This window comes from Compostimonas suwonensis (assembly GCF_002797855.1).
GTDB classification, from domain to species: domain Bacteria; phylum Actinomycetota; class Actinomycetes; order Actinomycetales; family Microbacteriaceae; genus Compostimonas; species Compostimonas suwonensis.
The window spans coordinates 234,269-256,609 of sequence record NZ_PGFB01000002.1 but is presented as its reverse complement, the minus strand read 5'-3'; the positions used below and the strand labels follow the sequence as shown (position 1 = coordinate 256,609).

Here is a 22,341-nt window from a genome sequence, read left to right as displayed (position 1 = left end):
GTTGGGTCAGTTCGCCCAGGAAACTAGGGGGTAATGTGGTGGCGGAGTAGTTGCTCACAGCGACCCCGCAATCCAACCCGTGTGTTCGGTGACAGCTACCTCAATAATCGCGCTATTCAGATGCCGCTCGGCGTGCGCACGGGGTGCGGCTTGTCGATCATGCACGGGGAGAGCTGGGCGATGGCGCGCGGGTTGTACGAGCGTGTTCTTCGTCGTCGACGGCAAGTACGGCGTGTCGGGTGCGCAGGAGGCGCAGACCTTCGCGCAGGTTCTCGGCCAGGTGTGGAGCGAGCGCGCGGAAGTCGAGGTGCAGGCATGACGGATGTCGCGGCATCCGCCGCTGTGACCCCCATCCGTCTGCTCCCGCTCGGCGATGCCGGCGGCTTCGCCTGCGAGGGGGACTCGTGCGCGATCCCGGACGCGGTGCACGCGGCGAGCCACGCGCCCACGGAGAACACACAAGCCTAGGACGCGTTCGGCGGCCGAATCTTTACATCTACCCATATGGGTATATGATTGCTCCATGGCACGAGCAGCGACGACCTCCGACGTCTTCAATGCGATCGCCGAACCGCGCCGCCGGGAGATCCTGGTGCTGCTGCGGGCGGGAGAGCGGCCGGTGGCCGAGCTGGCCCTGGAGCTGGGGATACCTCAGCCCGGGGCGTCCAAACATCTGCGGGTGCTCCGTGAGGTCGGGCTGGTGCGGGATCGCAAGGCCGGCAAGCAACGGGTGTACGGCCTGGATGCCCGCGGTCTGCGACGTGTCCACGAGTGGACCGGCGGGTTCGAGCAGTTCTGGAACGAGAGCTTCGACCGGCTGGACGCGTACGTGCAGGATCTGAAACGGGAAAGGCAGGAGTAGCCGATGGGCGAGACGGAACGAGGAGTGCCGGCGCGACCCGCGACGGCCGACCGCGAGATCGTGATCCCCCGGGTCATCGATGCGCCGCGGGAGCTGGTGTTCGAGGCCTTCACCGAGGTGCGGCACCTGTCGCGGTGGTGGGGGCCGGAGGGGTTCACTACCACGACGCGGGCCTTCGAGTTCCGCGTCGGCGGGGAGTGGAGCTTCGTGATGCGCGGGCCGGACGGCACCGACTATCAGGAGTGGATCACCTGGACCGAGATCGTGCCGCCGGAGCGGATCGCGATGCTCCACGGCGAGTACCGCGACGACCCGAACGCATTCGAGTCGATCCTCACCTTCGAACCCGATGGGCAGGCGACCCGGATCGAGATGCTCACGGTGTTCCCCACCGCGGAGCTGCGCGACGAGGCGATCGAGAAGCACGGCGCGATCGAGGGCGGCCGCCAGACCCTGGGCAACCTGGCCGCCTACGTCGCCGAGATCGTCCGGAACGTTCGGACGGGAGCGGAGGGCTGATGGCCGGGACGGTGTTCTTCAGCGTGTCGATGTCCCTCGACGGGTTCATCGCGCCCGAGTCCCCCGAGGAGCTGATGGGGCAGCAGTGGATGGAGCTGCAGCGCTGGATCTTCCCGACGCGGTTTCTGCGGCAGAGCCTGAAGCTCGGCGCGGGCGGTGAGGAGGGGCGCGACGACGACATCGCACGCGCGACCTTCGAGCGCACCGGCGCGAGCGTGATGGGCAAACGCATGTTCGACGCCGGCGAGCGCGCGTGGCCGGAGGAGGCGCCGTTCCGCACGGCGGTCTTCGTCGTGACGCACGAGCAGCGCGATCCCTGGGAGCGACCGGGCGGCACGACCTTCCACTTCGTCAACGACGGCATCGGCGCCGCGCTCGAGCGGGCCCGTGAGGCCGCAGGCGACCGGGACGTCCGCATCGCTGGCGGCGGGGAGACGATCCTGGAGTACGTGAACGCAGGTCTGATCGATGAGTTCTCGATCGCGCTCTCACCCGTGCTGTTCGGCTCCGGCATCCGCCTGTTCGAGGGCGTCGACGCAGGCCGCGTGGCCCTGGAGCAGCTGCGCTCGGAGCCGACGCGGCGGGCGACGCACCTGAGCTACGCGGTCCGCGAGCGCTAGCGGCCCCGACCCCGCGTGCTCGAGGAGCTGCCCTGCGGGCGGCTCCGATGAATTCAGACGCCGCTCGGCGTGCGCACGGGGTGCAGCTTGTCGATCACGCGCTTGGAGACGTGGGCGATGGCGCGCTGGTTGTACGAGCGCGTTCCGACGACGACCTTCTTGGCCGTCTTGCGCAGGTTGACGAGCAGCTGCTCGTTGTAGCCCGCGACCGCGGGCGTGCTCGTGCGCAGGGCCGCGACGTGGTGTGCGGAGATCATGCCGGGCCAGGCCTCGATCTCGATGTCGGAGCGCAGCGGGTTGGCGCGCACCGAGCGGGAGTTGCCCAGGTCGACGATGCCGTCGATGAGCACGATGCCCTCATCGGAGTACCGCTTGTAGCTCGCGTTCGAGACCGAGGTCTTGACCTGCACGCCGACGATCCGCCGCGCCGTGCGATCGAGCACGAGGAAGTCGACGTTGCGGCCGGTGACCGAGTGCTCGAACTGCGGGGGAGCCGGGAGCACCGTGAGCTGAGGATGCGCACGGCTCAGCTCGAGCAGGACGACCGCCGCATCCATCTCGGTGAGCAGCCCGCTCTGCGCGGAGCGGAGCGGCTGGTTGTAGTCGGCGAAGTACTGCGAGTGGGCCGCGCGCTGGTGTCGTACGCCCGCCATGCCGGTCGCGCCGAGGGCGATCCGGTTCTGCATGTCGCGGATGTCGAGGCGGGTGATCGGCTCGGATCCGTAGATGAGGTGCGGCCAGAGCCGGATGGCGGGCTGGGCGATGTGGTGGAAGCCGAGCTCGACGAGCGGCTCGTGCCGATCGAAACGGTTGCCGCGGGCCTCGAGTGCGCGGATGATGGCGCCGAGGTTCTCGCGGGCCCACTGGAGATAGGAGCTCAGGAAGCTGCCGAACTCCTTGGCGTCGTCTTCGGGTTTGCGGCCCGAGAGGTGATCGTGGAGGACGGTGCCGAACGCCCCGGCGAAGATACGCGGCGACTGCAGGAGGGTCTCGCGTTCGTCGTCGTAACGGGGCACCTCGGAGGCCTCGCGCGGGTAACGCTGTGCGAATTCCTCGTACTCCATGGCTTCTCCCACGTGTTCGGCGTGTTCGTTCGGGTCGGTGCCTGGCGATGAATGAGGCGTATACGCCTCAGGCGCGAAAGCAATGGCTTATTATCCTGCAATGACATTAACGGTTGGTAAAGCTCGACGACGCCTGCCGTTCACTTTGGTCGGGCCATCGAATGCCTGGTCGCCCTGGTTATTCCGGATCGGTGATGTCGGCCACGACCGCGCCATAGGCCGCGATGAGCTCGTCGCCGTCGATGAAAGCCGAGTAACCGGCCTCACCGGCGCCCAGCGCCACGCGGCGCCCCACGATCGTGGAGTCGGCGAAGACCGGCCACGCCGTGGTGCTGCCCAGCGGCGTGATCGTGCCGCGCACGTAGCCGGTCGCGTCGAAGGCGACGCCCGGATCGGGCATCGCGAGCTTGTTGACGCCCACGAGGGCCCGCAGCTTCGGCCAGGAGATCTTGCGCCCGCCGGGAACGAGCGCGAACAGGAAGTCGCCGTCATGCCGTCTCACCACGAGGGTCTTGACGATGTCGGAGGGCTCGAGCCCCAGGATCTCCGCGGCCTCGGCGAGACTGCGTGCGGCCGGGCGCTCGACGATCTCGATGGCCAGACCGCGTGCCGCGGCATCCGCTGCGACCCGGTCGAGACCGGAGGGAGGACTCTCTGAGGGCGCATCCGTCATGACTGTCGTGGCTTTCTGGGAGAATTGACGTATATGACTACGATCTCAACGATAGGGCAGGTGGCCCCGCTCTCGATCGGGCCGCTCCGGCTCGACGTCCCGGTCGTGCTCGCGCCCATGGCCGGGATCACCAACACGGCGTTCCGCCGGCTGTGCCGGGAGTTCGGCGCGGGCCTCTACGTGAGCGAGATGATCACCTCGCGGGCGCTCGTCGAGCGCACCCCCGAGTCGATGCGGCTCATCACCCACCACGAGAGCGAGACGCCCCGCTCCATCCAGCTCTACGGGGTCGACCCCACGACCGTCGCCGAGGCCGTCACCATGCTCGTCGCCGAAGACCGCGCCGATCACATCGACCTGAACTTCGGATGCCCCGTGCCCAAGGTCACCCGCAAGGGCGGGGGAGCGGCGCTGCCGTGGAAGCTCGGGCTCTTCCGCCAGATCGTCGAGGGCGCCGTGAAGGCCGCGGGCGACATCCCGCTCACGATCAAGATGCGCAAGGGCATCGACGGCGACCACCTCACCTATCTCGAGGCCGGCAGGGCGGCGGAGGGCGCAGGCGTCGCCTCGATCGCGCTGCACGCCCGCACGGCCGCGGAGTTCTACTCGGGAACCGCCGACTGGTCGGCCATCGCGACCCTCAAGCAGACGATCACCTCCGTTCCCGTGCTCGGCAACGGCGACATCTGGTCGGCCGCCGATGCTCTGCGCATGGTCGACGAGACGGGGTGCGACGGAGTCGTCGTCGGCCGCGGCTGCCTGGGCCGCCCGTGGCTGTTCGGCGACCTCGCGGCGGCGTTCCGAGACCCCGCGGGCGCCGGCACCGCGAGCGCGCATCCGACGCTCGGGCAGGTCGCCGCGACCTTCCGCCGGCACGCCGAGCTGCTCGTCGAGTTCTTCGACAGCGAAGACCGCGGATGCCGCGACATCCGCAAGCACGTCGCCTGGTACTTCAAGGGCTACCCCGTGGGCGGCGAGCTGCGCGCGAAGCTCGCGACGGTCGAGTCGCTGGCCCAGCTCGACGACCTCCTCGCCGAGCTCGACGGGGATCAGGAGTACCCCGGTGAGGGCGCGGAGGGCCCGCGTGGCCGCGCCGGCACGCCCAAGAACCCCGCGCTGCCAGACGGCTGGCTGCTGAGCCGCGAGCTCGACGTGCGCGAGCGCGGAGACCTGGCCGACGCCGAGCTGAGCCACAGCGGTGGCTGAGCCCGTCTCGGGAGGGTACGGGGTCGTCGACGCCGAACGCTGGTTCCCCGAGCAGCACTCGAGCCGGCGCAGCGACTTCGCACGCGACCGCGCACGCCTGCTGCACTCGAGCGCCCTGCGCCGTCTCGCCGCGAAGACCCAGGTGCTCAGCCCCACCGCGGGCCTGGACTTCGCCCGCAACCGGCTGACCCACTCGCTCGAGGTCGCGCAGGTGGGCCGCGAGCTCGCCTCCAGCCTCGGGCTCGACCCCGACATCGTCGACACGGCCTGCCTCGCCCACGACATCGGGCACCCGCCCTTCGGCCACAACGGCGAGAAGGCGCTCAACGACTGGGCGAGCGGCATCGGCGGCTTCGAGGGCAACGCGCAGACGCTCCGTCTGCTCACCAGGCTCGAGCCGAAGGTGTTCGGCCCCGACGGGCGCTCCTACGGCCTCAACCTCACGCGGGCTAGCCTCGACGCGAGCACGAAGTACCCGTGGCCGGCTGCGCAGGCCGTCGTCGATCCGAGCGGCCGCGCGAAGTTCGGCTTCTACGACGACGACACGGCCGCCTTCGAGTGGCTGCGCGAGGGCGCGCCCCTCGGCACGAAGTGCGTCGAGGCCCAGGTCATGGATCTCTCCGACGACATCGCCTACTCGGTGCACGACTTCGAGGACGCGGTCTTCAACGGCTACATCGATGTGGGCGCCCTCGGCAGCCGCGTCGACCACGACGGCCTCGTGCGATCCATGAACGAGTGGATCGGCGACGAGATCGGGCACGACGAGCTCGTCGAGGCCTTCGACCGTCTCGACAGCCTCGACGTCTGGCTCACCGACTGGGACGGCAGCAGGCAGGCCCAGGGCCGCCTCAAGAACCTCACGAGCCAGCTCATCGGGCGCTTCGCCGGGGCGGCCACCCAGGCGACTCGAGCCGCCTTCCCCGCGCCGCGGCTCGCACGCTTCGGTGCCGACGTCGTGGTGCCGCGGCACATCCAGGCCGAGATCGCCGTGCTCAAGGGCATCGTCGCCGCCTTCGTCATGACGCACAACACCCGGCAGCCGATCTACGTGCGCCAGCGCGAGGTACTCAGCTCGCTCGCCGATGCGCTGTGGCAGAGCGGGGAGAGCGAGCTGGACGCCGGTTTCGCCGAGGATTGGCGCGCGGCATCCGACGACGACGCCCGCCGCAGGGTCGTGGTCGACCAGGTGGCGAGCCTCACCGACCAGTCGGCGCTCGCTCGCGCGGAACGGCTCGTGCACGACTGAGCCCTGCTGTCGGCAACGCTCACTAGAATTGAGGCCATGCCCGGTCGAATTCGTCAAAGCGACATCGACGAGGTCAAGGCCCGGATCAACATCGGCGACATCGTCGGCGAGTACGTGAGCCTCAAGTCCGCCGGAGTCGGGTCGCTCAAAGGCCTGTGCCCGTTCCACGACGAGCGCAGCCCGAGCTTCCACGTGCGCCCCCAGGTGGGTTTCTACCACTGCTTCGGCTGCGGCGAGAGCGGCGACGTCTTCTCCTTCCTGCAGAAGATGGATCACGTCACCTTCGCCGAGTCGGTCGAGCGCCTCGCCGGCCGCGTCGGCTTCGAGCTGCACTACGAAGACGGCGGGGGCACGGCGAGCGACCACGGCGCCCGCGCACGACTGCTGGCCGCCAACGACGACGCGGCGGAGTTCTTCACCGCGCAGCTCATGACGCCCGGGGCCGAGGTGGGCCGCGCCTTCCTGGGCGAGCGCGGCTTCGACGCGCACGCGGCCGCCCGTTTCGGTGTCGGCTTCGCCCCGCAGGGCTGGGACTCGCTCACCAAGCACCTGCGCGCCAAGGGCTACGACGACGCCGAGCTCGCCGCGGCGGGGCTCGTCTCGCAGGGCGATCGCGGGGTCTACGACCGCTTCCGCGGCCGGCTCGTGTGGCCCATCCGCGACATCACCGGTCAGACCGTCGGCTTCGGCGCCAGGCGCCTGCTCGACGACGACAAGGGGCCCAAGTACCTGAACACCCCCGAGACGGCGGTCTACCACAAGTCGCAGGTGCTCTACGGGCTCGACCTCGCCAAGCGCGACATCTCGCGGGGCCGGCAGGTCGTCGTCGTCGAGGGCTACACCGATGTCATGGCGTGCCATCTCGCGGGCATCACGACCGCCGTCGCCACCTGCGGAACCTCCTTCGGCGTCGACCACATCAAGGTGCTGCGCCGGGTGCTCGGCGACGACACGGGGCTCGGCGAGGTCATCTTCACCTTCGACCCGGATGCCGCGGGCGAGAAGGCCGCTATGCGCGCCTTCGGCGAGGAGCAGCGTTTCGCCGCCCAGACCTACGTCGCCGTGGCCCCCGAGGGTCTCGACCCCTGCGATCTGCGGCTGCACCGCGGCGACGACGCCGTGCGGCGCATGATCGACGCCAAGAAGCCCATGTTCGAGTTCATGATCCGTCAAGTGCTCTCGCGCTTCGACCTCGAGACGGTCGAGGGGCGTGTGGCGGCGCTACGGGCTGCGGCGCCGGTGGTGGCAGACATCCGCGACCCCGCGCTGCGGCCGGGCTACGCGCGCGAGCTCGCACGGCTGCTGGGCACGGATGTCGCCGAGGTCACCCGTGCGGTGAGCGCGAGCTCCGGCCGCTCGCGGAACGCGGCCCCACGATCCGGCGCCGCGGGTGCCGATGCCGAGCCCCCCGCCGAGCGCCCCGTCTCGATCATGGAGCTGCCGACGGATCCGTCGACACGGCTCGAGCGCGACGCCCTGATGGCGATGCTGCAGCATCCGGGGCTCATCGGGCGCGAGCTCATCCAGCGCGCCTCGCAGGCCGCGTTCGTCAACCCGTCGCTCGCGGTCGTGCGCGACGGCATCGCGGTGAGCATCGACGACGTCGAGAGCCCGTCCTGGCTCACGAGGGTCGCGGGCGAGGTTCCCGAGGGCTTCTCGAGCCTCGTCACCCAGCTCGGCATCGCACCGTTGCCCGAGCGGCCGGGTCGCGAGCTCACGAAGTACGCGCGCAACGTGACGTCGTCGGTCATCGACCGCGACCTCATCCGCCAGAAGGCGGAGCTGCTGGGCCGTCTGCAGCGCGCCGACCCGGCAGACACCGAGAGCTACCGGCAGCTCCAGCGCGCGCTCATGGCCGTGGAGAACGACCGGCGGAGGCTGCGCGAGGAGTAGCGGCCGTCAGCCTCCGAGGGTGACGAGCTTCGTGAGGTCGTCGTCGAGCTGCGCCTTCGACGCGCCTCCCGGCCACATGCGGACGAGCCCGCCCTCGGCGTCGATGAGCGCGGTCATGGGCGGCTCGACGACGGCGTAGGAGCGCCAGACCTGCAGCTTGGTGTCGTCGACCACGGGGAAGACCACGTTGTTGTCGTTGAGGAACTTCGTGAGGCTGTCGATCTTGTCGTCACCGCTCACGTAGACGATCGACACGGCGTCGCCGTACTCGTCGGCGACCGCGTCGAGATCTTTCGCCTGCTCGACGCACTGGGTGCACCAGCCGGTCATGAACTGCAGGATGAGGGGCCGGCCGTCCCAGAGATCGGCCGCGTCGACCGACGAGCCGTCGAGCAGCTCACCCGTGAACTGCGGGGCGGGCGGAGCGCTCGGGGCGGGCGCGAAGGAGGCGTCCGTGGGGATGGGGCCGGGAAGCAGGTCGGCGCCGCCACGCGGTGCCGAGGTGCAGGAGGTCAGCAGCAGTGCGAGCGCAGCCACCGCGGTGAGCTTCGCGACGATGGGGTTTCTCATCAGTTCTCCTCGCTGTAGTCGGGTGCCACGCCGAGGGGCGGCACGGCGATCGTGGGCACCGAGTCGATCTGCGTGCTCGAATCGTGCAGGTAGTCCTCTTCCTGCTTCTGGTCGATGAACACCTCGTAGTTCGCGCCCTCGGTCAGCCCGGAGCCGTCGACGGTGAACACGCAGACGGTGGGCACGCGCTTCGCGTTGCCGTAGTCGGTCTCGTCGGCCTGCACGGCAGTGCCGACGGGAAGGATGACGTCGAGGGCGTCGTCGCCCTTGTCGTCGCGCAGCACGAGCTTCGCGCCCGCGTGGATGTAGAGGTAGCCGGAGGAGCCCGAGCATTCGGCGCCGAGCTCGCGCAGCACACCGTCGCGCACCATGAGCTGCACGGGGTCGGCGGGATCGGCGGCGGGGGAGCAGGCGGTGAGGCCGCTGAGCACGGTCAACCCCAGCAGGGTTGCGATCATCGATCGAGTTCGGGGCACGCGTTTTTTCTTTCGGGGGAGCGAAGCAGCGTCCGGGGTTCTGGTGAACCCCGGACGCCGCTTCTGGTGAAAAGGTGTTACTCGATTACAGCACGTCGCTTGCGACGCTGGATCGTGACAGCGGCGAAGATCCCGCCGAGCACGAGGAGGGCGAGGCCGCCCACCAGCGCGATCGGGAGCTCAGCGCCGACACCGGTGCTCGCGAGGTTGCCGGTACCGGTTCCCGCGTTGTTGTCGGCCGGAACCGTGGTCGGAGCATCCGTCGGCTCCTCGGTCGGGGTGTCGGTCGGAACATCCGTGGGGGTGTCCGTCGGCTCCTCGGTCGGGGTGTCGGTCGGGTCATCCGTGGGAACGACAGCGGCCGAGAAGACGCAGTCGACGGACTGGGTCTTGGTCGGGTCGTTCTCGGAGGTCGCGGTCACCGTGAGGGTGGCCTCGGGTGCCGACGTCTCGCCGCGCTCGATGTAGACCGGGACCTGGATGGTCTCGCCCGTGGCGGCGGTGACGACGCTGCTCGGCGTGGAGGCCGTCCAGTTCTGGTCGTTGACGCTCGTCGTGATGCGGAAGATGTCGTTGTTGGCCATCGGCTCGGTGACAGCGCCGCCCGTGTTGGTGAGCGGAACCGTGCACTGCGCGATGTCGTCATCCGTCGTTCCCGTCGCGGTCGCCTCGCCGAGGCTCACACCACGGACCTGGGGGCCGGGGCTGGTGAGCGAGCGAACGGCCACGTCGTAGCTCAGCAGGCCGTCGTCGTCGCGCTTCATGTTGACGACGTAGAACTGCATGCCGTTCGCCTCGTCGACGTACTCGTACTCCGAGCCGGAGTTGTTGCCGGCGTGGAAGAGGGCGTCGTTGAGCTGGCGCTGGTCACCGCGGGTGATCATGATCGGCGTGCCGTCCGGGCGGACGTAGTCGACCGTGTTGATGTCCTGCGGGTTGGCGTCGATCGTCCAGATGAACGGGTTGCCGTCGGCGTTCTTCGTCTTCGAGATCATCACGCCGTGGTCGGGCTGGAACGAGTCCGTGCCCATACGGTCGATGACTTCGAGGGTGTAGTTGTCGAAGTTGCCGCCGTCGCAGTCCCATTGGGCCGCGCGGGTGCAGCTGCCGTTGGAGTTGTCTCCGCTGAGCGGCCGTCCGCGGCTGTCGACCAGCACGTTGCCGTTCGCGTCGCGTGAGCGCTCGAAGGCGATGTTGATGCCGGTGGGCTTGCCCGGGAGCATCACGGCGCGCGAGGTCAGGTTCGTCACGATCGACCCCTGGGCCTTCAGGTTCTCCTCGGTCAGGCTGATCAGGTTGCCCGTCGCCTCACCGGTCGCGGTGTCGCGGATGTACGGGTCGATCAGATCGAGGTTGATGCGGTTGCGCAGCGCCACGCCGGCCGGCTGCGAGCCGCCGGCGACCGAGGGCACGCCCCAGCGCTTGTGGGTGCCGCCCGGGCCGTTGAACGAGCCACGCGCCAGGATGTCGAACGGGCCGCTCGTGTCACGGAGAGGTCCGCCATCCGCTGCTTCCGTGCCGTACGGGTTTCCGTAGTTGTCGGAGATGCCGAGGATGTGGCTGAACTCGTGCGCGAAGGTTCCCATGCCCGAGGACTCGGCCTGGGTCGAGTTACCCGCGTTGCCGTTCGAGGGGAAGTTCGCGTTCGGCCAGTGGTTGATCGCCGCGGCCCACGAGGTCCACGGGATGTAGCGGGTCTTCGCCCAGTTGGCCATCGGCTGGCCGTTCTGGTCGAGCGTGCCCGCGGGCGGGCCGAAGTCCGCCGTCACGTCTTCAGGGTTCTCGAAGAGCATCTGGCCGAACTCCTCCCACGTCGAGGACTCGTCGTGGCCGGCGGTGATGTAGAACACCTCGTCGAACTCGGCGAGCGGGTTCGCCACGCCGATGTCCTCGGCCCAGAGGGCCTTGGCATCGGTGCGGATGTCCTTGTTGCAGGTCTCGCCCTGAGGACAGAACGCGGCGTTCGGCTTGTTGAAGCTGTCGTTCAGTCCGTACTGCTCGATGTTGCTGGGCATCTCGTAGGGGCCGAAGGCCTGCATCTGAACGCTCAGGCGTCCACCGGTCTGCTCCATCCAGTACTCGTTGATGGTGTGGCCGTGGTTGAGCTCGTTCGGCTCGTTCAGGAGGTTGAGGTAGAACTCGGGAACGTCGTCGCGCGGGATGTTGTGCGCGAGTCCGGACGGGTTCTTGAACGGGTGCGAGCCCTCGTCCTGAGTGACCAGGAACGGCTGGTTGGGGAAGTCGACGAGCACGATCGCGCCGTGGAACGGACGCTCCGAGCCCTCGGTCTCGTTGGCCCAGTCGGTGTTGGGAACCGCGGTGTAGTCATCCCAGGTCATGTCGTCCATGTTTTCCCAGTTCTGGGGGTCGACGGGGTTGAGCACACTGGGGTCGATAGCGTCAGCGGGGTCAGCGGGCGCCGCCATGGCGACACTGCTCGAGGCGGCTGCCACTGCGAAGATGCCGGCCGCCGCTGCTATAGCGACGCCTGCTCGCCATTGGCGCGCGCGCCGTTGGCCTGGCTTCGTTGTCAAGGTTTCTCCTTCTACTTATTCACATCGGAGGGGGTGGGGGCCCCTCCAGGGACCGTGTGCTCATTCGGCATGCTCCGAACCGAGATTCAGAACACTTCCCTCGCCAATCTGAACGTCCAGCCAATAACTCATGACTGGCTCACAACACGGTGTGACATGTAGCATGGCACCAATCGCGTTTCGTGTGTGTTAAAAATCCCGAAAAAAACCACACGACCTTCGCGGCGACAAGGAAAACCGGCACGAAGGAGTGTGGAGGTGAACGACGTCGGCGAGCGCGCATTACATTCTGGGATCAGTTTCCCGTACTGCTATGCTCTGCCGCTCACCGTCGGATACGTTTCCGTATTGTTAATTCGTTGGCGGCAGCAGTGTTCTGACTGGGGCAATGTTTCATTCCTGTGTTAGGACTAATACGTCACATATCGGTTGGCTGTGCACTCAGCCAATGCAGTTCCTGTAAACCACGACAAGAAATCAGAGGTGGACGGATATGACTCCCGTATCCAAGACAAGTCGACGCTTGGTCGTCGCGCTGGGCGGTGCGACGGTCTTCGCACTCTCGCTCGCCGGTTGCGCGGCAGGCTCCGGCGACAGCAGCAGCGACAGCGCCAGCGGTGGATCGATCACCGTCGGCACCACGGACAAGGTCACGTCGCTCGACCCCGCGGGCGCGTACGACAACGGCTCCTTCGGTGTGATGAACCAGGTCTACCCCTTCATCATGAACACCCCCTTCGGCAGCCCCGACGTCGAGCCCGACATCGCGGAGTCGGCCGAGTTCACGAGCCCGACCGAGTTCACGGTCAAGCTCAAGGACGGCCTGACCTTTGCGAACGGCAACGAGCTCACCTCCTCGGACGTGAAGTTCACCTTCGATCGCCAGCTGACGATCGCAGACGCGAACGGCCCGTCGTCGCTCCTCTTCAACCTCGACAGCGTTGACGCCCCCGACGACCTGACCGTCGTCTTCAACCTGAAGAGCCCCGACGACCAGACCTTTGCGCAGGTGCTCTCGAGCCCGGCCGGCCCGATCGTCGACGAGGACGTCTTCTCGGCCGACTCCATCACCTCCGACGACGACATCGTCGCCGGCAAGGCGTTCGCCGGTCAGTACGAGATCACGAGCTACGACTTCAACAGCCTCATCGGCTTCAAGGCGTTCCCCGACTACAAGGGTCTCCTCGGACCGGCCAAGACGGATGTCGTGAACGAGAAGTTCTACGCCGAGTCGCCGAACCTCAAGCTCGACATCCAGGAAGGCGCCATCGACGTCGCGTACCGCAGCCTGTCTGCGACCGACATCGAGGACCTCCGCGGCAACGACAAGGTCAAGGTCGTCGACGGCCCCGGTGGAGAGATCCGCTACATCGTCTTCAACTTCGACACCCAGCCCTTCGGCGCGACGACTCCCGAGGCCGACCCGGCCAAGGCCGTTGCCGTCCGTCAGGCCGTTGCAGACCTCATCAACCGCGACGAGCTCGCCGAGCAGGTCTACAAGGGCACCTACACGCCCCTGTACTCCTACATCCCGGCCGGCCTGACCGGTGCGACCGAGTCGCTCAAGGGTCTCTACGGCGATGGCCAGGGCGGACCGGATGCCGACAAGGCCGCCGCGACCCTCCAGGCCGCCGGCGTCACGACCCCGGTCGAGCTGAACCTCCAGTACAGCAACGACCACTACGGCCCGTCGTCGGGTGACGAGTACGCCCTCATCAAGGACCAGCTCGAGTCGACCGGCCTGTTCACGGTCAACCTGCAGACCACCGAGTGGGTGCAGTACTCGAAGGACCGCACTGCCGACGTCTACCCGGAGTACCAGCTCGGCTGGTTCCCCGACTACTCGGACGCCGACAACTACCTGACGCCGTTCTTCCTCAAGGAGAACTTCCTGTCGAACCACTACGACAACCCCGAGGTCAACGACCTCATCCTCCAGCAGGCGACGACGACCGACCCGGCCGCTCGTACCGCGATCATCGAGGAGATCCAGGACAAGGTGGCGGCCGACCTCTCGACCGTCCCCTATCTCCAGGGCTCGCAGATCGCGATCACCGGTGCAGACGTCACCGGCGCCGAGGACACGCTCGACCCCTCGTTCAAGTTCCGTTACTCGGCACTGGCCAAGGGCTAGGCAACGGCCTCGGGCTAGACTGCTCTAGCTCATCGTCCGTGGGGCGGTCCGCACTCCGGTGCGGGCCGCCCTTCTACCCGCGAGCGCACCCCCCTGCGTGAGAATCGATAGGTAACATGACAACAGCTGTCATCGGCACCGAGGCCCCGGCTGGGCCTGGCGGTGTCAAAAAACCCAAGCGACGAGCCTCGGGTGGTGGTCTCGGCCGTTACATCCTCGTACGCGCCCTGCTCATCATCCCGACCGTCTTCATCCTCGTCACACTGGTCTTCGTTCTCATGCGTTCGACCGGTGACCCCATCACGGCGGCACTCGGAGGCCGGCTCTCAGCCGATCAGCTCGCCGAGCGCATCCATGAGGCCGGCTACGACCGGCCGATCATCATCCAGTACTTCGAGTACCTGGGCAACATTTTCACGGGCAACTTCGGCACGACCATCAGCGACAACCGTCCAGTCACGGAGATCCTCCTGACGTACGGCGCCGCGACACTCGAGCTCGCGTTCTATGCGCTCATCGTCGCCTTCATCGTCGGAATCCCGCTCGGTATGGTCGCCGCGTACTTCCGCGACAAGGGCCAGGACGCGTCCCTGCGCATCTTCGCGATCCTCTGCTATGCGACGCCCGTGTTCTTCGCGGGCCTCCTGCTGAAGCTCATCTTCTCGGTGTGGCTCAAATGGTTCCCCGTCGCCGGGCGGGCGTCGACGAGCGCCGAGTTGCAGATGCAGCTCCTGCCGAACAGAACCGGCATCTTCCTCATCGACTCGATACAGACGGGCGATCCGCAGGTCATCGGTGACGTGCTGCTGCACGCCGTGCTCCCCGCCGTGACACTGGGCCTCCTGACCGCCGGCGTGTTCCTGCGGCTCGTGCGCACCAACGTCATCGGCACGCTGTCGACCGACTACGTGGATGCCGCCCGCTCACGTGGCGTGAGCGAGTACCGGCTCGTGCGCAAGCACGCCTACCGCCCGGCGCTCATCCCCATCATCACCGTCATCGGCCTCCAGATAGCGCTCCTCCTCGGCGGAGCCGTGCTGACGGAGACGACGTTCGAGTGGAAGGGCCTGGGCTTCCAGCTGGCCGAATACCTCTCGGCGCGCGACTTCGTCGCCGTGCAGGGCATCGTCGCCCTGCTGGCCGTGATCGTCGCGCTGACCAACTTCGTCGTCGACATCATCGCCGCCCTCATCGACCCGAGAGTGAGGTACTGAGTTGTCGCAGTCCATCGCTGACGCACCCGTGCGGACCAAGCCCAGCCTGATGTCCCGCATCCCCGTCATCCACCAGCTCCGTCAGAGTGTCGGCCTCCAGCGCGGAATGCTCGTCACCGGCCTCGTGATCACAGCGGTCTTCGTGATCACCGCGATCTTCGCCCAGTGGATCGCGCCATACGGCTACGGCCAGCTGCGCGGGCCGGACGGCCCCTTCGGCGCCCAGCAGCCGCCGAGCCCTGCGCACCCGTGGGGCACGACGGTCGGCGGTTACGACGTGCTGTCGCGTGTGATCTGGGGAGCCCAGACGGCTCTCGAGGTCATCGTCGTGGCCGTGATCCTCTCGATCTTCGCCGGTGTCATCCTCGGTCTCGTCTCCGGCTACTTCGGCGGCTGGCTCGATCGTGTGCTCGTCGTGATCGCAGACGCCGTGTACGCCTTCCCCTCGCTGCTGCTCGCGATCGTCGTCTCGATCGTCATCTCGGGAGGCCAGTCCAACCAGTGGGCGGGCATCTTCGCGGCGGCGATCTCGATCACCGTCGTGTTCATCCCTCAGTATTTCCGGGTCATCCGCGCGGAGACGGTGAGGATCAAGGGCGAGGCCTACGTGGAGTCGGCCCGTGTGCTCGGCGCGAGCAACGGCCGGATCATGTTCCGGCACGTGCTGCGCAACTCGACGCGCACGCTGCCTCTCATCTTCACCCTCAACTCGTCCGAGGCGATCCTCACGCTCGCGGGCCTCGGCTTCCTCGGCTTCGGCATCGAGCCGACCTCCGCGGCGGAATGGGGCTACGACCTCAACAAGGCCCTCTCCGACGTCACGAGCGGGATCTGGTGGACGGCGCTCTACCCGGGCCTCGCGATCGTGCTCTCGGTTCTCGGCATCACCCTCGTGGGCGAGAGCCTCAACGATCTCTCCGACCCACGTCTGCGCGGTCGTCGCACGGTGGCCGCGGCTTCCGGCGACGTCGAGGAGACCTCGGTCGTGCCGATTCCCGGTGGAGTGAACGAAGCCGGCCCGGGCGGACTCGCCGGGCTCGAGGGTGGTGACCGGTTCGATGACAGATAGGACTCCCACAGTGGAATCGCCAGCGAACGTCGTCGAGATCACGGATCTCGTCGTCTCCTTCTCGACCGATGCGGGCGCCGTCAAGGCCGTCGACGGTGTGAGCCTCACGGTCGGCCGCGGGGAGATCCTCGCGATCGTCGGTGAGAGCGGCAGCGGCAAGTCCGTCACCGCGAAGACGATCCTCGGCCTGCTCCCCGAGACGGCGACCGCCCGCGGCGCCGTCATCCTCACGAGCAAAGACCGCGCGTCGTCGACGAACGTGATCACACTGTCGAAGAAGAAGCTCCGCGGCATCCGGGGCACTGACGTCTCCATGGTCTTCCAAGAGCCGTCGACCTCTCTCAACCCCGTCTACACGGTGGGCTGGCAGATCGCGGAGGGCCTGCGGGCCCATGGCTCCTATTCGAGGAAGGAGGCGCGAGCCAAGGCCATCGAGATCATGGGCAAGGTCGGGATCCCCGAGCCCGAGACTCGCGTCAACTACTATCCGCACCAGTTCTCGGGCGGCCAGAAGCAGCGCATCATCATCGCGATGGCGCTCGTGCTCGACCCGGGGCTCATCGTCGCCGACGAGCCCACGACCGCGCTCGACGTGACCGTGCAGGCCGAGATCCTCGACCTCCTGCGGCGTGTTCGTGACGAGTTCGGCACGGCGATCGTGCTCATCACCCACAACATGGGTGTCGTGGCCGACCTCGCCGACCGGGTCGCGGTCATGTATCAGGGCAAGCTCGTGGAGGAGGCCCCGGCGCAGACGCTCTTCAGCTCGCCGCAGGCCGACTACACGAAGCGGCTGCTCGCATCCGTTCCGTACATCGGTCAGGGCGCGGCGAAGACGCGCGAACGTGCCGAGGCGCGCGCCGCAGAGACCACGGCCAGCCCCGTCGTCGTCGAGGCCAAGGGCCTGCGCATCGAGTACCCGGGCCGCTTCGGCCGCAGCGGTTTCGTCGCCGTCGACGGCATCGACTTCGAGATCCGCGCGGGAGAGGTGCTCGGCCTCGTCGGCGAGAGCGGCTCGGGCAAGACCACGACCGGTCGCGCCATCGCCGGTCTGACGACCGTGACGGGCGGCTCGCTCTCGGTGCTCGGCATGGAGATGAACGGCATCAAGGAGCGCAACTTCAAGAAGGTGCGCAGCGACATCGGATTCGTCTTCCAAGACCCTGCGTCGAGCTTCAACCCGCTGCTGACGATCGCCGACTGCGTCGCGGAGCCCCTCGTCGTGCACAAGCGCGCCGCGAACCCGCACGCGGCCCGCAAGCGCGTCGACGAGCTGCTCGAAGCCGTGCAGCTGCCGAAGGCGTACGGCGACCGCTACCCGCACGAGCTCAGCGGCGGCCAGCGCCAGCGCGCCTCGCTCGCCCGTGCGCTCGCCCTCGAGCCGACCCTGCTCATCGCCGACGAGCCGACCTCGGCCCTCGACGTGTCGGTGCAGGCTCGCGTGCTGGAGCTCTTCGCTGAACTGCAGAAGGAGTTCGGCTTCGCGTCGCTCTTCATCAGCCACGACCTCGCGGTCGTCGACCTGCTCGCCGACCGCATCGCGGTGCTGTACAAGGGCAAGCTCGTCGAGGAGGGCACGGGTGCCGAGGTGCTGGGAGCTCCGAAAGACCCCTACACACAGCGACTGCTCGCGTCACTGCCCGTGCCGGATCCCGCGGAACAGGCCAAGCGCCGGGAAGCATTGCGTAAGCTTCAAGCAACGGGTTAACGCACTTTCGGGGGTCTTCATAGGTGATTCGCATCAGCGATCTCACGGTCGAGTATCCATCGCACGGGGCCAGCCCCGCGCATCTCGCACTGTGCGGTCTCAGTGCGACTGTCGCCGATGGCGAGGTGCTGGGGGTGCTGGGCGAGGCAGGCTCCGGCAAGTCGACTCTCGCTCGAGTTCTCGCCGGCGATGCGACGTTCGGCCGACGTGAAGGCCGGCCGGTCATCACCGGCGGGGACTCGAGCGTGCTCGAGTTCTCGCTGCGGCACATGAAGCAGTCCCAGCACTCCAAGTACACCTTTCACGTCGGTCATCTGACGCAGGATGCGGGGGAGGCGCTCCCTCCCACCCTCACGGTCTCCGAGGCGATCTCCGAGCCCGTGCTCCTGCGCGATCGCCGCTACAACCGGCAGGCCCTCGGCACCCGCGTGGCGACCCTGCTCGACGCGGTGCGGCTGCCGCTCGGCATCATGGACAGCTTTCCGTACGAGCTGAGCGGCGGTCAGCGCCAGAGGGTCGCCATCGCCCGTGCGCTCGTGCTCGATCCACGGGTCTTCATCGCAGACGAGCCCACGGCGGGCATCGACGTCACCGTGCGGGATTCCGTCATCGACGTGCTGAACGAGCTGCGCGAGGAGCGCGGGTTCAGCGCCGTGGTGATCAGCCACGACGTCACGGTGCTGCGTCGTGCGACGACCCACGTGGCGGTGCTGTACCGGGGCGGTGTGGTGGGCTACGGGCCCATCGACGAGGTGCTCGCCGACCCGCGGCATCCGTATGTCGCCGGCCTCGCCGAGAGCTTCGCCTCGAACAGCCGTGGCGGGGGATCGCGGGGCCAGGAGCGATGACCGCAGGGCATACCGCGCGCCATCGGGCCGTGCTGGCCGCCCCCGCGGTCGAGCTGGCTGCCGCTGCTCGCCCCATGCCGGGCCCCATCGCGTTGCTGCCCGAGCCGCGGGCCGTCTTCCGCGAGGCCGTCGAGGCCGCGGGGGGAGTGGTCGAGCCGCTGTCGGAGCGCACACGGGGCATCGTCTGGCTGGCGAACACCCACTCAGAGCTGCTGATCGAGGTGCTGCGCGACAACCCCCGGATCGAGTGGGTGCAGCTTCCCTGGGCCGGCGTCGACGCCTTCGCCGAGGCCATCGCCTCCCAGGCACGGCCAGGGCTGCTCTGGACGAGCGCGAAAGGCGCGTACGCGCAACCGGTCGCCGAGCACGCTCTGGCGCTCACTCTGGCCCTCCTGCGGCTTCTGCCGAGGCGCCTGCGGGCGCGGGCGTGGGAGTCGGGTGACGACGGGCAGTCCCTCTTCGGCCTCCACGTCGTCATCGTCGGGGCCGGCGGGATCGCGCTCGAGCTCATCCGCACGCTCGCCGTCTTCGACGCCGAGGTCACGATCGTGCGCCGCAGCGCGATCCCGGTGCCGGATGCCGCGCGCACCGCCACGAGCGATCGACTCGACGCCGTGCTGCCCGATGCCGACGTGGTGATCGTCGCGGCTGCTCTCACGGACGCGACCGCGAGCCTTCTCGGCGCCGAGCAGTTCGCGCTCATGAAGCGCACGGCATATGTCGTCAACGTCGCGCGCGGAGGGCTCGTCGACACGAACGCCCTGGTGAGCGCACTGGCCACGGGTGAGATCGCCGGAGCCGCTGTCGACGTGACGGATCCCGAGCCATTGCCGGAGGGGCATCCACTCTGGTCTGCCCCGAACTGCATCATCACACCGCACGCCGCGGACACGCCCGCGATGACCGCTCCGCTGCTCGCTGAGCGGATCCGGGCGAATGTCGAGGCCTTCCTCGACCACGGACGCTTCGTGGGAGTGGTCGATCCGGTCGCAGGCTACTGACGACACGCCTGAGTTTCCGCGGGAGTGCCCACTCGATTTGGAGCAGGGCCAACCTTTGATAAAGTAGCTACGCTGTTCAAGCAATCCTCGATAGCTCAATTGGCAGAGCAGCCGGCTGTTAACCGGCAGGTTCTTGGTTCGAGTCCAAGTCGGGGAGCTGAGCCCCTGGTCCTCCACGACCAGGGGCTTTTTGCTTGCCCGGTCGTGCGGCTGCCCTGTCGTGCGACTGCTCAGTCGTGCGCCGGTGCGCGCCGTGTGGTGAGGGCGAGGTCCACGAACGGGAGGGAGTCCCGCGCGATGACGACGCTGAGGATGCGGTCTCCGAGGTCGGCACCGAGGCCGAGCACGTGAGGGTCGGTGTCGATGCGCATCCCCGGCACGTCCGTGCCGTCGATGGAGATCGGGATGCCGTGTTCGACAGCCTTCTCGGTCACCCGGCCGAGAAGCTCGCCGGGAAGCCGGCCGCGCACGCGTTCCTCACGGAAGGTGTTCATCACAACGTAGTTGACGTGCTCGACGAGGGCGTTCACGGGGGTGTACCAGGCGACGGCCGACGCGTCGATGATGTGGGTCGTGCGCACCGCCTCCCACAGCGACGGGTACCTCATCCGCTCTCGGGTGCGGTGCATCCACTCCGGCAGCGGCCGTTCCGGCTCCCTGTCGAGACTCGCTCGCATCGTCTCGCTGAGCTCGGCGAGATTGGCGGGGTCGTCGCGATCGGCCGGGTTGCGCCAGAGCGTGTAGGAGATCGTCGCCGACGCCATCACGAGACGCCGCTCCTGCGTGCGTGTCACCGTCTGCGTCTGCGAGGTCGTGCCGATGCTCGCCTCCTCGAGCGAATCCTGCTCGATCAGCGTCAGCAGCGGCACGGCGAAGGCGCGGGCCACGTCGTCCGGTGTCGGCGGTTCGGGGATGTCGGTGGGCCGGCTGTTGCGATCGATGAACACCCTTCCAGTGTGCGCCCGACGCCCCTGCGCGGCAATGGCCGGCCGACGAGGCGGAGTTCATCCTCATCTGCGGAGGGGATAAGGACCTTAGACACTTCCCGGGTTCGCGGCTCCGGCGTTGACTGAGTGCATTGACAGCCTCGAGGTGCGAGCGTGCAGCTCGACTCCTCAGGAGGATTCGGAGATCGCGATGCGAGAAGCACGGCTCAGATCGGCGGCCTTCTGGTCGCTGGTCGTCATCACCCTCTTCAACGCCCTGTCGGCGATCGGAGGCGGGATCGGCATCCTCGTGACGGACGGTCTCGGAATGCCCGACTCCTTTCTCGAGGGCGGCCCGTTCAGCACCTTCGTGTGGCCGGGCGTCATCCTGCTCGTCGTGATCGGGGGAAGCCAGGCGCTGGCCGGCGGCCTGCTGCTGGCCCGCCGTGACTCGGCGCTCCTGTGGTCGGCCGTCGCCGGGTTCGGGATGGTGATCTGGATCTTCGTGGAGACCGGGATGATCCGCGGGATCTCCGTGCTCCAGATCCTCTACTTCGTCACGGGGGCACTGCAGCTCGCGCTTGTGTTCGCGCTGCTCGGCATCGTCGGCTGGCTGCCCAGGGATGTCCTCCCTGGCGTGCGCGGAGGGCACGAGCTCCGACGACGGTGACGCCGCCGGGCGTCCTCACCACTGCCGCAGATCGGACACGCCGAGAGTGAGCCGGTACGGCTGGCGGAAGGGCCGGAGTCGTTGACGCACTCGGCGTCACCTCGGACGCCCGCGATTGTGAGACCGCCGGGTTCCGGTATCCTGCTCGACGGGCCATTTCGGCCGCCCCCCTAACGTGGCACGAAGGAGAACTGTGAGCGAGTGGTTCGACGCCGTGGCGCAGCTGCCCTGGTGGGCGTACGCCGCCGCCTTCCTGGGGCTTCTCGCCCTCTTCGTGCTCTTCCTCGTGCTGTGGATCTCGGCGCGGGTCTCGGCGCGACGCCGTGACCGTGCACGTGGCAACGCCGAGATCGAGCGCATCGAGCTCGAGCTGGCTCTCGCCGAGCAGACCGGCCGCCTGCGCATCGTGCACGATCTGCAGTCCGTCGCCGTGCAATCGCTCAGCCGGCTGCTCACGGAGGCCGAAGGGGTCCGGTACGCGGGCGAGGGCGATCCCGACGCGGCGGTGCGCGCGACAGCCAACCTCGTGGAGCACGGTCGTGCGACCCTCGGCGACCTGCGGCGGGTGCTCACGGTCGCGCACGAGGGGGAGAAGGCGCCGGCGCCTCAGCTGGGCCTCGAGTCCGTCAACGAGCTCGTCTCGGTCATGCGCCGCTCCGGCCTCGACATCGAGGTGGTCGAGACGGGGGAGCGCTTCGAGCTGAAGCAGGGGGCGGATGTCGCGATCTACCGCATCCTGCAGGCGGCCCTCGCGAACGCCCTCAAGCACGGCGGAGCGGGCACTCAGGCACGGGTCGCCTTCAGCTGGACGCAGGACGGCCTGCAGCTCGCCGTCGAAGACGACGGCATCCGCTCGGCGGCACGCCGGGCCGGTCTCGACCCGGAGCAGATCGCGAAGGAGACGGCGTACACGGTCGACGACGACCTCAGGGCTCTCACGCAGACCGTGAACGGCGCCGGGCTCTCGAACATGCGGGAGCGGGCCCAGCTCTTCGGCGGCATGCTGTCGACGCAGACGATCCCGGGCGTCGGCTTCTCGGTGTCCGCCGTCTTCCCGGCGCTCCGGTACCACAACGGCGTCCACGGTGTGAACCTGGCGCGCTGA

General features: G+C 68.0%; 21 protein-coding genes, 1 tRNA gene and 1 pseudogene. 17 read left to right on the top strand and 6 right to left on the bottom strand.

The annotated features are described in order from the left end of the window. Positions 1 to 205 precede the first annotated feature (205 nt). The 5 genes and pseudogenes from CLV54_RS05005 to CLV54_RS04990 form a co-directional block, all read left to right on the top strand. Positions 206 to 319, top strand: a pseudogene (locus CLV54_RS05005) (DsbA family oxidoreductase); the annotation flags it as partial. Next, positions 316 to 468 (top strand): hypothetical protein, encoded by a 153-nt coding sequence (locus CLV54_RS17380; protein ID WP_157802812.1) that lies wholly within the window; start codon positions 316 to 318, stop codon positions 466 to 468. The pseudogene CLV54_RS05005 and the gene CLV54_RS17380, both read left to right, overlap by 4 nt. Positions 469 to 523: 55 nt before the next feature. Further along, positions 524 to 862, top strand: coding sequence for an ArsR/SmtB family transcription factor (locus CLV54_RS05000; RefSeq protein ID WP_100343855.1), 339 nt, complete (start codon positions 524 to 526; stop codon positions 860 to 862). 3 nt (positions 863 to 865) lie between these two features. After that, positions 866 to 1,381: an SRPBCC family protein gene (locus tag CLV54_RS04995; protein WP_100343854.1), complete on the top strand. Its 516-nt coding sequence runs from the start codon at positions 866 to 868 to the stop codon at positions 1,379 to 1,381. Beyond that, the gene (locus CLV54_RS04990) at positions 1,381 to 2,001 is read left to right on the top strand and encodes a dihydrofolate reductase family protein (RefSeq protein WP_100343853.1); all 621 of its coding nucleotides are present in this window, start codon (positions 1,381 to 1,383) and stop codon (positions 1,999 to 2,001) included. The genes CLV54_RS04995 and CLV54_RS04990 overlap by 1 nt, the downstream gene beginning before the upstream one ends. Before the next feature lie 53 nt (positions 2,002 to 2,054). On the opposite strand, the gene CLV54_RS04985 is transcribed toward CLV54_RS04990, so the two are convergent. Beyond that, a complete protein-coding gene (locus CLV54_RS04985; RefSeq protein ID WP_100343852.1) occupies positions 2,055 to 3,065 on the bottom strand; it encodes a hypothetical protein in 1,011 nt (336 codons plus the stop codon). A 178-nt stretch (positions 3,066 to 3,243) separates the two neighbouring features. Then, the gene (locus CLV54_RS04980; protein ID WP_100343851.1) at positions 3,244 to 3,738 is read right to left on the bottom strand and encodes an aminoacyl-tRNA deacylase; all 495 of its coding nucleotides are present in this window, start codon (positions 3,736 to 3,738) and stop codon (positions 3,244 to 3,246) included. Positions 3,739 to 3,771: 33 nt separating this feature from the next. On the opposite strand from CLV54_RS04980, the gene dusB reads away from it, so the two are divergent. The 3 genes from dusB to dnaG are packed head-to-tail and all read left to right on the top strand — an operon-like array spanning position 3,772 to position 8,086. After that, on the top strand, positions 3,772 to 4,944 hold the full coding sequence (gene dusB / locus CLV54_RS04975; RefSeq protein WP_100343850.1) for a tRNA dihydrouridine synthase DusB: 1,173 nt from the start codon (positions 3,772 to 3,774) through the stop codon (positions 4,942 to 4,944). Continuing rightward, the gene (locus CLV54_RS04970) at positions 4,937 to 6,193 is read left to right on the top strand and encodes a deoxyguanosinetriphosphate triphosphohydrolase (protein WP_100343849.1); all 1,257 of its coding nucleotides are present in this window, start codon (positions 4,937 to 4,939) and stop codon (positions 6,191 to 6,193) included. Before dusB ends, CLV54_RS04970 begins: the two co-directional genes overlap by 8 nt. Before the next feature lie 36 nt (positions 6,194 to 6,229). After that, on the top strand, positions 6,230 to 8,086 hold the full coding sequence (dnaG, locus tag CLV54_RS04965) for a DNA primase (RefSeq protein WP_100343848.1): 1,857 nt from the start codon (positions 6,230 to 6,232) through the stop codon (positions 8,084 to 8,086). Positions 8,087 to 8,092: 6 nt separating this feature from the next. Here dnaG and CLV54_RS17375 read toward each other — a convergent pair whose 3' ends face one another. From CLV54_RS17375 to CLV54_RS04955, 3 genes are all read right to left on the bottom strand, one after another. Further along, positions 8,093 to 8,656, bottom strand: coding sequence for a TlpA family protein disulfide reductase (locus CLV54_RS17375; RefSeq protein WP_157802811.1), 564 nt, complete (start codon positions 8,654 to 8,656; stop codon positions 8,093 to 8,095). Next, positions 8,656 to 9,132: a hypothetical protein gene (locus CLV54_RS17370; protein ID WP_157802810.1), complete on the bottom strand. Its 477-nt coding sequence runs from the start codon at positions 9,130 to 9,132 to the stop codon at positions 8,656 to 8,658. Before CLV54_RS17370 ends, CLV54_RS17375 begins: the two co-directional genes overlap by 1 nt. Positions 9,133 to 9,209: 77 nt before the next feature. Then, positions 9,210 to 11,558 (bottom strand): M6 family metalloprotease domain-containing protein, encoded by a 2,349-nt coding sequence (locus CLV54_RS04955; protein ID WP_211294454.1) that lies wholly within the window; start codon positions 11,556 to 11,558, stop codon positions 9,210 to 9,212. A gap of 601 nt (positions 11,559 to 12,159) precedes the next feature. Here CLV54_RS04955 and CLV54_RS04950 point away from each other — a divergent pair. The 7 genes from CLV54_RS04950 to CLV54_RS04920 all read left to right on the top strand — a co-directional run bounded on the left by CLV54_RS04950 (position 12,160) and on the right by CLV54_RS04920 (position 19,797). Continuing rightward, positions 12,160 to 13,800, top strand: coding sequence for an ABC transporter substrate-binding protein (locus CLV54_RS04950; protein ID WP_100343846.1), 1,641 nt, complete (start codon positions 12,160 to 12,162; stop codon positions 13,798 to 13,800). A 116-nt stretch (positions 13,801 to 13,916) separates the two neighbouring features. Continuing rightward, positions 13,917 to 15,014 (top strand): ABC transporter permease, encoded by a 1,098-nt coding sequence (locus CLV54_RS04945; protein WP_100343845.1) that lies wholly within the window; start codon positions 13,917 to 13,919, stop codon positions 15,012 to 15,014. 49 nt (positions 15,015 to 15,063) lie between these two features. Continuing rightward, complete coding sequence (locus CLV54_RS04940) at positions 15,064 to 16,083, top strand: ABC transporter permease (protein ID WP_100344379.1); 1,020 nt, start codon at positions 15,064 to 15,066, stop codon at positions 16,081 to 16,083. Further along, entirely contained in the window at positions 16,073 to 17,791 is a 1,719-nt protein-coding gene (locus CLV54_RS04935) for an ABC transporter ATP-binding protein (protein WP_100344378.1), read from the top strand. The genes CLV54_RS04940 and CLV54_RS04935 overlap by 11 nt, the downstream gene beginning before the upstream one ends. A gap of 23 nt (positions 17,792 to 17,814) precedes the next feature. After that, complete coding sequence (locus CLV54_RS04930; protein ID WP_245861358.1) at positions 17,815 to 18,639, top strand: ATP-binding cassette domain-containing protein; 825 nt, start codon at positions 17,815 to 17,817, stop codon at positions 18,637 to 18,639. Then, the gene (locus CLV54_RS04925; RefSeq protein WP_100343844.1) at positions 18,636 to 19,640 is read left to right on the top strand and encodes a D-isomer specific 2-hydroxyacid dehydrogenase family protein; all 1,005 of its coding nucleotides are present in this window, start codon (positions 18,636 to 18,638) and stop codon (positions 19,638 to 19,640) included. Before CLV54_RS04930 ends, CLV54_RS04925 begins: the two co-directional genes overlap by 4 nt. A gap of 84 nt (positions 19,641 to 19,724) precedes the next feature. Continuing rightward, a tRNA-Asn gene (locus CLV54_RS04920) sits at positions 19,725 to 19,797 on the top strand. A 73-nt stretch (positions 19,798 to 19,870) separates the two neighbouring features. On the opposite strand, the gene CLV54_RS04915 is transcribed toward CLV54_RS04920, so the two are convergent. Then, positions 19,871 to 20,587 carry a hypothetical protein gene (locus tag CLV54_RS04915; protein ID WP_100343843.1) on the bottom strand — a complete coding sequence of 239 codons (717 nt, stop codon included), beginning with the start codon at positions 20,585 to 20,587 and terminating at the stop codon, positions 19,871 to 19,873. Positions 20,588 to 20,777: 190 nt separating this feature from the next. Between CLV54_RS04915 and CLV54_RS04910 the strand changes: the two genes are divergently transcribed. Beyond that, entirely contained in the window at positions 20,778 to 21,236 is a 459-nt protein-coding gene (locus tag CLV54_RS04910) for a hypothetical protein (RefSeq protein ID WP_100343842.1), read from the top strand. A gap of 193 nt (positions 21,237 to 21,429) precedes the next feature. Then, positions 21,430 to 22,341, top strand: coding sequence for a sensor histidine kinase (locus CLV54_RS04905; protein ID WP_245861356.1), 912 nt, complete (start codon positions 21,430 to 21,432; stop codon positions 22,339 to 22,341).